This window comes from Microbacterium sp. B35-30 (assembly GCF_010634855.1).
GTDB lineage: Bacteria > Actinomycetota > Actinomycetes > Actinomycetales > Microbacteriaceae > Microbacterium.
The window spans coordinates 70,611-84,592 of the sequence record NZ_MWLQ01000028.1 but is presented as its reverse complement, the minus strand read 5'-3'; the positions used below and the strand labels follow the sequence as shown (position 1 = coordinate 84,592).

Genomic DNA, 13,982 nt, shown 5'->3' with positions numbered 1-13,982 from the left:
CCCGCGGGGCGCCGTTCTGCTGTGTGCACGGTGCGCTTCCGGCCCGCTTTCAGCGAGGTTCATGAGCGGTGCGAGGAGCGCTGCTCTCCGCCGATCGCGATAGCGTGAACGGGTGAGCATCACCCCTGTGCCGCGCATCGGCGTGGTCGTCGTCGCCGCCGGCTCGGGCACCCGTCTCGGAGCCGGCGCCCCCAAGGCGTTCGTCGGCATCGACGGCAGCAGCATTCTGCGTCATGCCCTGACGGGCGTGTTCGCCGCCCCGACCGCCCAGGTGGTGATCGTGGCCCCCGCCGGGCGCGAGGGCGATGCACTCAGCGAAGCGCTCGCTGCGGCGGGCGAGCGCCGTGACCTGGTCTCGGTGGTCGCCGGCGGTGAGACCCGCCAGGCCTCCGTCGCCGCCGGGCTCGCTGCGCTCTGGGCAGACGTCGAAATCGTTCTCGTGCACGACGCGGCGCGGGCGCTGACCCCCGCCGAGGTCTTCGAGCGCGTCATCGCGGCGCTCGACGCCGGCGCTGCGGGTGCGATCCCTGTGCTGCCGGTCATCGACACCGTCAAGCGCGTCGTGGGGCACGAGATCGTCGCCGCCGTGGACCGCGCCGAGCTGGCGGCCGCGCAGACACCGCAGGGCTTCCGGCGTGACGTGCTCGATGCGGCATACGCCACAGCGCGCCACGACTTCACCGATGACGCCGCCCTGGTCGCCGAGGCCGGCCACGCGGTGGCCGCCGTGCCGGGGCATCCGCTCGCGTTCAAGATCACGACGACGGCCGACCTCGACCGTGCCCGGCACCTCATCACCGAGGCCGTTCCGCACGCTCCCGCGCATCTTCAGCACGGGCCCGTCGTTCCCCGCGTGGGGGTGGGCACGGACGTGCACGCCTTCGGCGGCGACGGCACGCTGTGGCTCGCGGGCCTCGAATGGCCCGGAGAGGCGCCGCTGTCGGGCCACTCCGATGGGGATGCCGTGGCGCACGCGATCGTGGACGCCCTGCTCTCGGCCGCCGGCCTGGGCGACATCGGCACGCATTTCGGCACGGATCACCCGGAGTACGCCGGCGCGCACGCGGATGTCTTCCTGAAGCGCACGGTCGCCCTCCTCGGCGAGGCGGGATGGCGCGTGGGAAACGTGTCGGTGCAGGTGCAGGCTCAACGCCCCCGCTTCTCGGCCCGCCGTGCGGAAGCCGAGCGGGCGCTGTCGGCCACCCTCGGAGGAGCGCCGGTCACGGTCTCGGCGACCACCACCGACGGCCTCGGATTCACCGGACGCGCTGAGGGCGTGTCCGCCTTCGCGGTCGCCCTGGTCGTTCCCGCCTGAAGATCTCGGCCCCGCGGTTCGGCGCGGCGCGCGTCAGAGCGCGCGCGTCATGAAGATCGAGAAGGGATCGAGGGCGTAGTCCTCGAACGGGCCGCAGAGCACGAAGCCCTCGCTCGCGTACAGGCGCTGCGCGGGTGCGAAGTCCTCGGTCGTGCCGGTCTCGAGCCACAGGCTCGACAGGCCCCGCAGCCGTGCCTCGTCGACGATGTGGCGCAGCATCGCGCGTCCGACGCCGGTGCCCCGGAAGCGGTCGTCGACGCGCATCGACTTGATCTCGCCACGGTCGGAGTCGAGTGCCTTCAACGCGCCGATGCCCGCGAGCTCCCCGTCGATCCATGCCGACCACACAGCTAGGGACGGATGCCGCAGCGCGTCGATGTCGAGCGCGTGCACGCTCTCTGCGGGCGAGGTGTCGTGCATCCCGGCCAGGTGCGAGGCGATGAGGCGTCGGGTGGCATCACCGCTCAGGTCGTCGGTGCGGATCTCGATGGTGCGCTGCATGTCCGGGCTAGTGTGCCACGCCTCGATTGCGGGCGTGTTTCGGCGTGGCGCGTCAGGCCTCGACGGCGAACGGCGCCGGATCGCGCGGTGCACGGGATCCCCAGGCGAGCAGTGCCAGCCCTGCCGCCAGCACCACCAGACCGACGATCGCAAGCGCCGAGAGCCGCTCGCCGACCACGACGATGCCCAGCACGCTGGCCGTCAGCGGCTCGCCGAGCGTGAGGGTCGCGGCCGTGGCGGCGGTCAGGCCGCTCAGCCCCCAGGTGAAGAGGACGTAGGCGATCGAGATGGTCGCGATTCCCAGCCACAGTGCCATCACCAGGCCCGCCGGGGTGCCGAGCCACGTCAGGTCGACGAAGGGCAGTGCGCAGGCGCAGATGATCGCCGAACTGGCGCCCATCGCACCCACGACCGTGAACGGGTCCCAGCCGTCGTCGAGCAGGCGGCGCTGTGCGTTCGCGATGACGGCGAAGGAGGCTCCTGCGCCCACCGACCCGAGCAGGCCGAGCGGATCCGTGCCGCCTGCGGCACCCGCCTCGCCGCCCGAGCCGAGGAGCACGACGCCGATCGTCGCGAGGGCGGTCGCACCGATCCACGTGCGGCTCGGCATCCGTCGCGTCAGGCCCCACTCCAGCAGACCCGCCAGGATCGGGGCGGAGCCGAGGGCGACGACCGTGCCGACGGCGACGCCGTTGCGCGTCGTGCCCAGGAAGAACAGCGGCTGGTAGAGCGAGATGCACACCCCGGTGAGCACCATCAGCGCGAGGGGGCGCAGGCCCCCTTTCGACAGGCTCAGCGAGCGGACCGTCTTCGCCGCGGTGTGCGGGCGGCGCCTGGCGTGACGGGCAGCGAGGGCGAACGCGATCACCGCGAGTCCGGCGCCGCCGATCACCATGCGCATGACGCCGACCGAGAGCGGCGTCGTGCCGTCGGGACCGAGGGCCATGGCCGTCCCGGTGGTGCCGAACAGCACGGCGGCGGCGAGGACGGCGAGCACATGCATCCTCCGTTTATATCCGCATCCTCGCCCTCCGGCGGACATGTCGCCACCGGGCTCCCAGGGGCCGCCGTGGCACCGCCGGTAGGCTGGTGCGGTGACGGTTCAGCTGTACGACACCAAGACGCAGACACTGCGCGACTTCGTGCCCCTCGACTCCGGAAACGTCACCATCTACGTCTGCGGCCCGACCGTGCAGTCGGGGCCGCATATCGGGCACCTGCGCGGTGCGCTGAGTTTCGACATCCTGCGCCGCTGGCTCACTCACCGCCACGGGCGTGTCACGTTCGTCCGCAATGTCACCGACATCGACGACAAGGTGCTCGCCAACGCCACCGACGGTGAGCCGTGGTGGGCGCTCGCCTACCGGATGGAGCTCGAGTTCACCCGCGCGTACAGCGCGATCGGCATCCTCGCGCCGACCTACGAGCCGCGGGCCACCGCCTCCATCCCGCAGATGCAGGAGCTGATCGCGCGGCTCATCGACGCGGGGCATGCATACTCCGCCCCTTCGACCGGCTCGGCGGCCGAGACCGATTCCGCGGGTGATGTGTACTTCGACGTGCGGTCCTGGGCGGAGTACGGGTCGCTCACGAGGCAGAGCCTCGACGCGATGGAGCCGGCGGCGGACGCCGATCCGCGCGGCAAGCGCGATCCTCGGGACTTCGCGCTGTGGAAGGGCGCCAAAGCAGACGAGCCGACGTCCGCGACATGGGACTCGCCGTGGGGACCCGGGCGTCCCGGCTGGCACATCGAATGCTCTGCGATGTCGCGGCGCTACCTCGGCAGCGAGTTCGACATCCACGGCGGCGGGCTCGATCTGCGCTTCCCGCACCATGAGAACGAGCTGGCCCAGTCGACGGCCGCCGGCGACGGCTTCGCCCGCTACTGGGTGCACAACGGCCTCGTGACCGTCGGTGCGCAGAAGATGTCGAAGTCGCTGTTCAACTTCATCCTCGCCGAGGACGTGCTGCGTGCGCGCGATCCGCTGGTGGTGCGCTACGCGCTCGCCGCGGCCCACTACCGTTCCAGCCTCGACATCACCACGACGACCTTCGACGAGGCCGAAGCCGCGGTCGACCGCATCCGCACCTTCCTCGAGCGCGCCGTGCGGACTCTTCGCGGCGCGCACGACCTGCGCGTGAGCGCCGCCGTGCCGGCCGCGTTCGCCGCGGCACTCGACGACGACCTCGGCGTGCCGCAGGCGCTCGCCGTGCTGCACGAGACCGTGCGCGAGGGCAACACGGCGCTCGACGCCGGGGACCGCGACGGGGCGCTGCGCGCGTTCGCCGACGTCGCGGTGATGACGGGTGTGCTCGGCATCGACCCGCTCGACCCGCACTGGCGCTCGACGGATGCCTCGGACCAGACCCGCGCCCTCGACGCCCTGGTGCAGACGATGATCGCGCAGCGCGCCGATGCGCGCGCAGCGAAGGACTGGGCGGCCGCCGACCGCATCCGCGACGCGATCGCGGCGGCCGGCATCGCCCTCGAAGACGGACCCGACGGGACGCACTGGAGTGTCGCCGACACGCCCCGTTCCGCGGAGAGCAACTGACGGGGCGGCGCCCCGCATGAAGGAGAACTGATGGCCAAGGCAGGACGCCCGGGCGCGAGCAAGGGCAACAAGAAGGGCCCCACCAAGGGCACCGGAGGCAAGAACAAGCGGTCGCTCGCCGGTCGCGGGCCGACCCCCAAGGCGGAGGACCGCGCGTGGCACCCCGCCGGCAAGCGCAAGGCGGCCGCTGAGCGCTACGCGGCTGCGGGCGGCAAGGCCCAGCCCGGTCAGTCCGCACCGCGTTCGCCGCGTCCCGGCAAGAAGGACGACGACACCGAGACCGTCACCGGTCGCAACTCGGTGCTGGAGGCGCTGCGCGCGAAGATCCCCGCGACTGCGTTCTACATCGCGCAGCGCGTCGAGATGGACGACCGCGTCAAGGAGATGCTGTCGATCGCGACGCACCGCGAGATCCCGGTGCTCGAGGTGACGCGGCCGGAGCTCGACCGCATGGCGGGCTTCGACGGCGTGCACCAGGGCGTCGCGCTGAAGGTGCCGCCGTACGAGTACGCGCATCCGCAGGACCTGCTGGAGCAGGTGATCGACCGTGGCCAGACCCCCCTCTTCGTCGCCCTCGACGGCATCACCGACCCGCGCAACCTCGGCGCGATCCTCCGCTCGACGGCCGCGTTCGGCGGCCACGCCGTCATCGTGCCGCAGCGCCGTTCGGCGAGCGTCAACTCGGCGGCGTGGAAGACGAGCGCCGGCGCGGCTGCGCGCATCCCCGTCGCGATCGCGGCGAACCTCACCGCGATGCTCAAGGACTTCAAGAAGCAGGGCGTGTTCGTGCTCGGGCTGGACGGCGGAGGAGACGTCTCGCTGCCCGAGCTGCAGCTCGCCGACCGCCCCGTGGTCATCGTCGTCGGCTCCGAGGGCAAGGGCCTCTCGCGACTGGTGACCGAGACCTGCGACCAGATCGTCTCGATCCCGATCTCGTCGAGCACCGAGTCGCTCAACGCCGGCATCGCGGCATCCGTCGCCCTCTACCAGGTCGCCACACTCCGCACCGCGCCGCCCGAATGAGTCGCGTGTGACGCATTCACGGGAATGAAGCGTCGGCGGGGGCGCTTGTCTCACGCAGGGCCGGCGAGCGTTCGCCGGCACGACAGATCGAAAGGCAGAACATGGCACGCATCGCCGTCATCGGAGGCTCCGGCTACGCCGGCCGCCACATCGTCGCCGAGGCGGTGAGCCGCGGGCACAGTGTCCTGGCCATCGCGCGCCGCGTCCCGAGCGAGCGTCAGCCCGGCGCCGTCTACATCGAGGGCTCGCTCACCGATGTGCCCGATCTGCTCGCCCAGATCGAAGGGGTCGACGTCGTCGTGTCGGCGGTAGCGCCCCGCGGCGACATGCTCGGGCTCGTGCGCCCGAACATCTCCGCGCTCGCCTCGCTTCTGCCCGAAGGCGTCCGGCTGGGGGTCATCGGCGGTGCCGGCGGCAGCCTCGTCACCGAGGACGGGCAGCGGGTCGTGGACCTGCCCTCGTTCAGCGAGGACTACAAGCCCGAGGCGCTCGAGGCGATCGGCATCCTGGAAGACCTCCAGGCCGGCCCGGACTCGCTCGACTGGTTCTACATCCACCCCGCCGGCGGGTTCGGCGCGTTCAAGCCGGGCGAGCGCACCGGCTCGTACCGCACCGGCGGCGACGTCATCGTGACCGACGCCGAGGGCGAGTCGTACATCTCGGGAGAAGACCTCGCCGTGGCGATCGTCGACGAGATCGAGAACCCGCAGCACCCGCGCAAGCGTTTCACCGTCGGGTACTGACCCCGGAATCGCGAAAGGGTATGTTTCCGCACGCGTGGAGTGCGGAAACATACCCTTTCGCGCGTCCCGGCGACGCGGGTCAGACCCGGGGTGGCTAGACGAGGTCGCGCCAGTCGATGTCGTCCTCGTCGTCGTCGATCACCGGGTTCGGGGACGTGATGACCGAGAGCGACACCGTCTCGGTCGGGGGGCCCATCAGCGTCGCCTCATCGCGGCGGTGTCGCAGCACGTTGTCGATGTAGCTCGTCAGCGACTCCGCGAGCGGGACCGACTTCCCCTTCGCCTGAGACAGGTACCACCGGTGCTCGAGCAGCTGGTGGAACACCTCCGCGGGCTCGAGCTTCGACCGCAGATCCCACGGGACCGCCTTGACGACCGGCTCGAACACGCGTGTGAGCCACTCGTGCGCGACCATCTCCTCGTCGTCACCCAGGCGGGAGATGCGCGCGCGGAATTCGTCGAGGTCGTTCAGCAGGCGCCGGGCCTGGTTCTCCTCGACGTCGAGGCCGGTCAGGCGCAGCAGGCGGCGCTGATGGTGGCCCGCGTCCACGACCTTCGGCTGGATCGACACCCGGGCGCCGTCAGCCGTGGCCTGGATCGACATCTCGCCGATGTCGAACCCCAGCTCGTTGAGGCGCTGCACCCGTTCGGTCAGGCGCCAGGACTCGTCGGCGCGGAAGCTCTCTTCGTCGGTGAGCGCCGCCCACAGCGCGTGGTACGACGACACGATCCCGTCCGCCACCGCGATGGCGTCGACGCCGCCCTCGAGGCGGCCGCCGGCCTCGAGGTCCATGATCTCTCCGGCGATGTTGGTGCGGGCGATATCGAGGTCGTGTGCGCGCTGGCCCGGGGTCAGACCGCTCTCGTGCAACTCGCCGGTCTCGGCGTCGACCAGGTACGCCGCGAAGGCGCCGGCATCGCGGCGGAACAGCGTGTTCGACAGCGACACGTCGCCCCAGAAGAACCCGACGTTGTGCAGGCGCACCAGCAGCAGTGCGAGCGCATCCACCAGGCGGGTGGCGGTGTCGGGGCGCAGCACCTGGGTGAACAGGGCGCGGTAGGGGAGCGAGAACTTCAGGTGGGCGGTGACCAGGGCGGCGGGCAGCGGCTCACCCGCGGCATCCGTCCGTCCGGCGATCACGGCGACCCGTGCGACGCAGGGAACGTCGAGGCGGGCGAGGTTGCCGAGCATGTCGTATTCGCGCTGCGCCATCGCCTGCGTCGTCTCCTTGATGGCCACCACCCGGCCGGAGAGGTTCGCGAAGCGAACCAGATGGCGTGAGAGGCCCTTCGGGAGGAAGACGATGTGCTGCGACGGCCAGTCGCCCAGCGGCGTCGACCAGGGCAGCGTCAGCAATCCCGGGTCCACACTGCTGGCGGTGATGCTCAGGGCGTCAGGCACGTCCCCTCCTGAAAAGAAAGCGACGGCGCGGGGGAATCTCTCCCACCCGCGCCGTCGCGATGCGAAACGGTGTTACGCCGCAGCGATCGCCCTGTCGGTGAGGCGCTCGCCCGACTCGATGTCGAACACGTGGACGTGTCCGGGGACCGGAGCCAGCGCGACCTGGTCGCCCGCGATGGGGTGACGGCGGCCGTCGACGCGCGCGACGATGTCGGTGCGCTTGCCGTTGACGTCGGTGTGCCCGTACAGGTAGCCGTCGGCGCCGAGCTCCTCGACGAGGTCCACGGTGACCGTGAGGCCCTTGCCGTCGGCGGGGGCGACCTGGATGTCCTCGGGGCGGACGCCGATGGTGACGTCGGAGCCGTGCGCCTTGCCGAGCGTGTCGGCCTCGATGCCGACGACGGTGTCGCCGAACTGGACGCCGCCCTCGGCGAGGTGCGCCGGGAACAGGTTCATGGCAGGCGAGCCGATGAAGCCGGCGACGAACACGTTGTTCGGCTTCTCGTACAGGTCGCGCGGGGTGCCGACCTGCTGCAGGAGGCCGTCCTTGAGGACCGCGATGCGGTCACCCATGGTGAGGGCCTCGGTCTGGTCGTGGGTGACGTAGACGGTGGTGACGCCCAGGCGACGCTGGAGCGACGCGATCTGGGTGCGGGTCTGCACGCGGAGCTTGGCGTCGAGGTTCGACAGCGGCTCGTCCATGAGGAACACCTGCGGCTGGCGGACGATGGCGCGGCCCATGGCGACGCGCTGACGCTGACCACCCGAGAGGGCCTTCGGCTTGCGGGTCAGGTACTCCTCGAGGTCGAGGAGCTTGGCGGCCTCGAGGACGCGGGCTGCGCGCTCCTCCTTGCCGACGCCGGCGATCTTGAGCGCGAAGCCCATGTTCTCGGCGACCGTCATGTGCGGGTACAGCGCGTAGTTCTGGAAGACCATCGCGATGTCGCGGTCCTTCGGCGGGACGTCGGTGACGTCACGGTCGCCGATCAGGATGCGGCCCGAGTTGACCTCTTCGAGGCCGGCCAGCATGCGCAGCGATGTGGACTTTCCGCAGCCCGAGGGGCCGACGAGGACCAGGAACTCGCCATCGGCGACCTCGAGGTTGAGCTTGTCCACAGCGGGGCGAGTGCCCCCGGGGTACAGGCGAGTTGCGTTGTCAAACGTGACGGACGCCATGTTCTCTTCTCCTTCACCGGCAGGTACGTGCCGGACGATCCGTAGTGATGGAATGAGCGGGGGCATTCCCGCACGCCCGTCATCGGGCGCACGAACAGTATGACACGGCGCGTGCGGAGGTCGCGTCTGGGCATTTCCCAGGGTGGCTGACTAGCATCGTTGACGGCCACTTTCCCGTCCGGCCCCCGCCGGATACCGGCCCGATTTTCCGCACCGAGAGGTCCCATGTCGAGCGACGAGTCACAGAACGCCGCATCCAGCGAGCGCCGCGACGCCGTGCGTGAGAAGGCGCAGCAGGTGAAGGCGCGGCAGTCCCGGGCTCGTCTCATCCGACGGACGTCCCTCGCGGTCGTCGCCCTCGCGTTCGTGGCCGTCATCGCGGTCGTGGTGACGTGGACCGTCTCGTCGAGTGCGTCGAAGCCGATGATGAGCCCTGCGAACGTCGTGGACGACGGCTTCGTGGTGAGCGACGTCACGGGTGGCGGCGTGGGATCCGAGGGTGCGGACGTGAACGGGACTCCTGGGGGCGAGGCGAGCACGGCCACCCCCGCGCCTGCGTCGGAACCCACACCCACGGGGACGCCCACGGAGGCCCCCGCGGTCGAGATCCGGGTGTACGTCGACTATCTTTCGACCGGTTCGCGGGACTTCCAGCTGGCCAACATGAAGCAGCTGTCGGAGTGGGTCGACGACGACGCCGCGACCCTGACCTACTACCCGGTGGCGATGCTGACGGCCAAGTCCAACGGCACCAAGTACTCGCTGCGCGCTGCCGGTGCGGCCGCCTGCGTCGCCCAGCACGCTCCGGACTACTTCTTCGCGTTCAACGACGCGCTGCTGCGCCAGCAGCCCGAGGTCGACTCCGACGGCTACAGCGACAGTGAGCTCGCCGCCATGGCGATCGCCACGGGTCTGGACGGCCCGAAGGTCGTGCGAGCGTGCATCGAGGAGCAGTCGTACGCCTCGTGGGCGAAGACGGCGACCGACCGGGCGCTGCAGGAGCTTCCCGGAACCGGCGGCGCCGCCCTCACCGGCACGCCGATGGTGCTCGTGAACGGCACGCAGTACGTGGGCAAGCTGGACGACCCCAAGGAGTTCGCGCAGTTCGTCCTCACGGTCGCGAGCGACGCGTACTACAAGGCCACGCCGACCCCGACTCCGACCCCGGCTCCCTGATCGGGTGCCTGCGCGGGCGCCGCTAGACTGGGCGCTCTGCCGACTTGGCGCAATTGGTAGCGCACCGTACTTGTAATACGGGGGTTACGGGTTCAAGTCCCGTAGTCGGCTCCACGTCGTCACATCTCGGCGTCGACACGCACGTTGTCACGCGTCGTCGGCTCCACCTCGGGTGTCGTCGTCATCGACGCCGGTCGTTGGCAGGCAAAATGGATCGGGTGACCGCATCCCGCCTGCCCGTCTGGATGGGCCTCGGCGGCGCCGCGCTCATCGGGGTGCTGACCGCGGTGCAGGCGCGCATCAACGGCCAGCTGGGCGTCCGCATCGACGACGGGTTCGCGGCCGCGGTGATCTCGTTCGGCTCAGGCCTGGTCGTGCTGGTCGTGCTCTCGGCGGCCCTGCCGCAGGGACGGCGGGGCTTCGCCGCGCTGATCAGCGGGGTGCGCGGCGGCGGCATCCCGATCTGGATGCTGGGCGGCGGTGTCGCCGGCGCGCTCTCGGTCGCCACGCAATCTCTGGCTGTCGGCATCATCGGCGTCGCACTGTTCACGGTCGGGGTCGTCGCCGGGCAGACCGTGAGCGGCCTGCTGCTGGACCGTTCGGGCATCGGCCCGGCGGGCGTCGTGGCGGTGACCCCCGCGCGGCTGGCCGGCGGCGCGCTGGCGCTGCTCGCCGCCGGAGTGTCGCTGGCGGGCGGCATCGATGCCCCGCCCGTCCTGGTCGTGCTGCCCTTCCTGGTCGGCGCCGGCATCGCCTGGCAGTCCGCGGTCAACGGCAGGCTGCGTCAGCGCGTCGGAACGCCGTTGACCGCGACCCTGGTGAACTTCATCGGCGGGACCGCTGTCCTCGGCGTCGCCGAGCTCATCCACACCGGGGTCGCCGGCCCGCCGACGTCGTACCCGTCCGATCCCTGGCTCTACCTCGGCGGGGTGATCGGGGTGGCGTACATCTTCCTGGCGGCAGCACTCGTGCCCCACACCGGAGTGCTGCTGCTGGGTCTGGGCACGGTCGTCGGGCAGGTGGTGACGTCCGTGCTCATCGACGCGATCTGGCCGGCAGCGGGGGCACCAGCTCCGGCAGCGTCGCTGCTCATGTCGACGCTCGCGATCCTCTCGGTGGTCGTGGCGGTCGTGCCGTGGGGACGGATGCCGCGCCGCCGGCGGTGACGCCGCGTGCCGGTCCCTCCTCCCCGCCGACAAGACAGGCGACCATGGCGCTCCGACGCGGTGATCGCCCTCCGGTGCGCCGCCGGCGCGAGAAGGTGGTGGAATGGATGTCGGCGCGACAGCCGGCCCCGGGCGTCACCCGCAGGGGCGGCGCCGTGCTCCACGTCGGCTCGACAGCGCGCGCACCCCGCCCGCTCGTCGGCCGCCGGCGGGCGTGAAGCCGCACCATCGCGGTCGCCTGCTGCGCGATGCGCGTGCCGCGCCCGACGGCCCGCGACGGCCTCAGACCTGAATTCCGGAAGAAGAGTGAGATGTCGGCAGATCCCTATGGCAACGGCGCAGAGGTCCTCGATCCAGAGGAGGACCTGCGCACCCTGATCTCCGTCCGTCCGGCGCGCCACCGCGCCGTCGACCCGTCGATCGCCCGCTCCTGGCTGCTCGTGCCCGGAACGCGCCCCGAGTCGTTCGCAGACATGGCGGCCTCCCGCGCCGACGCCGTCGTGCTCGACATCGAAGACGCGGTCGACCCGAGGAACAAGCCGCAGGCACGGCAGGACGTCGTCGACTGGCTCGCTGGCGGAGGCCGTGCGTGGGTGCGGGTGAACGACGCGGCCAGCCCGTTCTGGGCTGACGACCTCGCCGCCCTCGTCGGTGTCCCGGGGCTGCTCGGCATCATGCTGGCCAAGACCGAGTCGCCCGACCAGGTGACGAGCTCGTTCGACCGCCTGCGCGCCAGCGTGCCCGTGGTCGCCCTCATCGAGTCGGCGCTGGGCATGGAGGACGCCGCCCATATCGCCCGTGCGCGCGGCGCGTTCCGTCTCGCGTTCGGCAGCGGTGACTTCCGCCGCGACACCGGCATGAGTGCGGATGCCGAGGCGATGGCGTACCCGCGGGCGCGCCTGGTCGTCGCGAGCCGCGTCGGCGACCTCCCGGGTCCGATCGACGGCCCCACGGTGGGCAACAGCATGCCGACGCTCCGCGAGCACTCCGCGATCACCGTGTCCATGGGCATGACCGGCAAGCTGTGCCTCGCGGCCGAACAGGCGCCCGTCATCAACGAGGTGATCTGCCCCGCACCGAGCGAGGTGGAGTGGGCGCTGGACTTCCTCGCCGATTTCGAGAGCCGCGGCCGGGTGGTCCGCGACGGCAGCGACTTGCCGCGACTCGGCCGCGCGCAGAAGATCGAGAAGCTGGCGATCGCGTTCGGGGTGCACCCGACCTCGTGACCGACGCCGCACCACCGAACCCGAAGGGACGCACCACATGGCTGACGACATCCGCTTGAGCGAAGGCGACGAGAACCCGGGGTTCGCCCTCCCCGATTCCACGGGCGCCGTGGTCCGGCCCGAGGACTTCGCCGGCCGACGCCTGATCGTCTACTTCTACCCGGCCGCCTTCACCCCCGGCTGCACGACCGAGGCCTGCGACTTCCGCGACAACCTCGCCTCGCTCCAGGCAGCGGGCGCCGCCGTCGTCGGCATCTCGCCCGACTCGGTGGCGCGGCTCGCGGAGTGGGCGGAGGCCGAGCAGCTGCAGTTCCCGCTGCTGTCCGACGAGGACCACGCCGTGGCAGAGGCCTGGGGTGCCTGGGGCACCAAGGTCGTGGGCGGCGAGGAGCGCGTGGGACTCATCCGCTCGACGTTCGTCCTGACCGCCGACGGCACGGTGGAGTCGGCCGAGTACCACGTCGACCCGAAGGGTCATGTGGAGCGGCTGCGCGCTCAGCTCGCCGCCTGAGACCCGTCCGGCCGGCCCGCCACCTTCATCCGGGCGACGGGCCGATTCGCGGCATCCGTGTCAGCAGCGTCGATCCGCCGCCCGTCAGGGCATCCGGCTGACGAGCCCGCGGGCGTCGATCGCTTTGCGTCGTTCCGGCCGAGACCGCGGCGGCTTGCCACCGACGTACAGCCAGCCGAGGAGCTCCTCGTTCTTCTTGAGGCCGTGCGCCTTGGCGACGGCCTTGGCGCGGGTGTAGTGGCCGGTGCGCCAGATGACGCCCCAGCCCGCCTCGTCCAGCAGGAGGCTCAGCATGTGGGCGACGCCCGAGGCGACGGCCTCCTGCTCCCAGCGCGGCACCTTGTGGCTCTTGCGATAGCTCGCGACGACGGCGATGAGCAGGGGGGCCCGCATCGTCTTCGACGACACGCCCTTGTCGCCCTGCGCCTTGTTGATCGCACGGCCGAGCCGGTCGCGATCGTCGCCGCGCAGCTCGATGAGTCGCCAGGGCCGGAGCGACGAGTGATCTGCGACCCGACCGGCGGCGGCCACGAGCTCAAGCAGCTCATCGTGCGTCGGCGCCTCCTCGGTGACCTTGGACCACGATCGCCGCGCGAGCGCGGCCTCCAGTGCTCCGGGCATCAGGCGGCGCCGGGCTCGTCGCCCGGCGTGAACTGCAGCGAGATCGAGTTCATGCAGTAGCGGTCGCCGGTCGGCGTGCCGAAGCCGTCAGGGAACACGTGGCCGAGGTGCGAGCCGCAGTTCGCGCAGCGCACCTCGGTGCGGACCATCCCGTGGCTGTTGTCTTCGATCAGCTCGACCGCTTCAGGGCGGATGGATTCGTAGAAGCTCGGCCATCCGCAGTGCGAGTCGAATTTGGTGCCGCCCTGGAACAGCTCGGCGCCGCACGCCGCGCACGTGTACAGACCGGCGCGGCTCTCGTCGAGCAGCTCGCCGGTCCACGGCCGCTCGGTGCCGGCTTCACGCAGCACCGCGTACTGCTCGGCGGACAGGTCTTCGCGCCACTGGGCGTCGCTCTTGTCGACGGCGTAGGTCATGGTCTCCTCCTGGGCACAGCATCCGGGCCCGTGCACTTCAGGTTCCATTCAACCTCAGCCGGCGGGGCAGCGGGTCGTCGGGTGCGGGGTTTGGGGCGCGCAAGGAACGTTCGGGGCGCGTCGCGTGCTCCCCAAACGTTCGCGGGGCGCC

General features: G+C 71.1%; 14 protein-coding genes and 1 tRNA gene. 9 read left to right on the top strand and 6 right to left on the bottom strand.

What is annotated here, in order from left to right; translation table 11 throughout:
- Positions 1-112: 112 nt before the first annotated feature.
- Complete coding sequence (gene ispD / locus B2K11_RS16020) at positions 113-1,315, top strand: 2-C-methyl-D-erythritol 4-phosphate cytidylyltransferase (protein ID WP_163619680.1); 1,203 nt, start codon at positions 113-115, stop codon at positions 1,313-1,315.
- 33 nt (positions 1,316-1,348) lie between these two features.
- Here the strand turns inward: ispD and B2K11_RS16015 are convergent, their stop codons facing one another.
- Positions 1,349-1,816 (bottom strand): GNAT family N-acetyltransferase, encoded by a 468-nt coding sequence (locus B2K11_RS16015; RefSeq protein ID WP_163619679.1) that lies wholly within the window; start codon positions 1,814-1,816, stop codon positions 1,349-1,351.
- 52 nt (positions 1,817-1,868) lie between these two features.
- Positions 1,869-2,819: an EamA family transporter gene (locus B2K11_RS16010; RefSeq protein ID WP_163619678.1), complete on the bottom strand. Its 951-nt coding sequence runs from the start codon at positions 2,817-2,819 to the stop codon at positions 1,869-1,871.
- 91 nt (positions 2,820-2,910) lie between these two features.
- Between B2K11_RS16010 and cysS the strand changes: the two genes are divergently transcribed.
- The 3 genes from cysS to B2K11_RS15995 all read left to right on the top strand — a co-directional run bounded on the left by cysS (position 2,911) and on the right by B2K11_RS15995 (position 6,137).
- Positions 2,911-4,371 (top strand): cysteine--tRNA ligase, encoded by a 1,461-nt coding sequence (gene cysS, locus B2K11_RS16005; RefSeq protein WP_163619676.1) that lies wholly within the window; start codon positions 2,911-2,913, stop codon positions 4,369-4,371.
- 30 nt (positions 4,372-4,401) lie between these two features.
- Entirely contained in the window at positions 4,402-5,394 is a 993-nt protein-coding gene (rlmB, locus tag B2K11_RS16000) for a 23S rRNA (guanosine(2251)-2'-O)-methyltransferase RlmB (RefSeq protein ID WP_163619674.1), read from the top strand.
- A 101-nt stretch (positions 5,395-5,495) separates the two neighbouring features.
- Positions 5,496-6,137, top strand: a complete 642-nt coding sequence (locus B2K11_RS15995; protein WP_163619672.1) for an NAD(P)H-binding protein — start codon at positions 5,496-5,498, stop codon at positions 6,135-6,137.
- A gap of 94 nt (positions 6,138-6,231) precedes the next feature.
- On the opposite strand, the gene B2K11_RS15990 is transcribed toward B2K11_RS15995, so the two are convergent.
- Positions 6,232-7,539, bottom strand: coding sequence for a DUF4032 domain-containing protein (locus B2K11_RS15990; RefSeq protein ID WP_163619670.1), 1,308 nt, complete (start codon positions 7,537-7,539; stop codon positions 6,232-6,234).
- A 72-nt stretch (positions 7,540-7,611) separates the two neighbouring features.
- Positions 7,612-8,715 (bottom strand): sn-glycerol-3-phosphate ABC transporter ATP-binding protein UgpC, encoded by a 1,104-nt coding sequence (gene ugpC / locus B2K11_RS15985; protein WP_163619668.1) that lies wholly within the window; start codon positions 8,713-8,715, stop codon positions 7,612-7,614.
- 225 nt (positions 8,716-8,940) lie between these two features.
- On the opposite strand from ugpC, the gene B2K11_RS15980 reads away from it, so the two are divergent.
- The 5 genes from B2K11_RS15980 (at position 8,941) to bcp (ending at position 12,794) form a co-directional block, all read left to right on the top strand.
- Positions 8,941-9,891, top strand: coding sequence for a thioredoxin domain-containing protein (locus tag B2K11_RS15980; protein ID WP_163619666.1), 951 nt, complete (start codon positions 8,941-8,943; stop codon positions 9,889-9,891).
- Between the two features lie 38 nt (positions 9,892-9,929).
- Positions 9,930-10,005 (top strand) — tRNA-Thr (locus tag B2K11_RS15975).
- 104 nt (positions 10,006-10,109) lie between these two features.
- Positions 10,110-11,057: a DMT family transporter gene (locus B2K11_RS15970; protein ID WP_163619664.1), complete on the top strand. Its 948-nt coding sequence runs from the start codon at positions 10,110-10,112 to the stop codon at positions 11,055-11,057.
- 311 nt (positions 11,058-11,368) lie between these two features.
- A complete protein-coding gene (locus B2K11_RS15965; RefSeq protein ID WP_163619662.1) occupies positions 11,369-12,283 on the top strand; it encodes a CoA ester lyase in 915 nt (304 codons plus the stop codon).
- A 37-nt stretch (positions 12,284-12,320) separates the two neighbouring features.
- Positions 12,321-12,794 (top strand): thioredoxin-dependent thiol peroxidase, encoded by a 474-nt coding sequence (gene bcp, locus B2K11_RS15960; protein WP_163619661.1) that lies wholly within the window; start codon positions 12,321-12,323, stop codon positions 12,792-12,794.
- Positions 12,795-12,878: 84 nt separating this feature from the next.
- On the opposite strand, the gene B2K11_RS15955 is transcribed toward bcp, so the two are convergent.
- Together B2K11_RS15955 and msrB are read right to left on the bottom strand one after the other, a co-directional pair.
- Positions 12,879-13,415: a nitroreductase family protein gene (locus B2K11_RS15955; RefSeq protein WP_163619659.1), complete on the bottom strand. Its 537-nt coding sequence runs from the start codon at positions 13,413-13,415 to the stop codon at positions 12,879-12,881.
- Entirely contained in the window at positions 13,415-13,831 is a 417-nt protein-coding gene (gene msrB, locus B2K11_RS15950) for a peptide-methionine (R)-S-oxide reductase MsrB (protein ID WP_163619657.1), read from the bottom strand. Before msrB ends, B2K11_RS15955 begins: the two co-directional genes overlap by 1 nt.
- Positions 13,832-13,982: the final 151 nt, after the last annotated feature.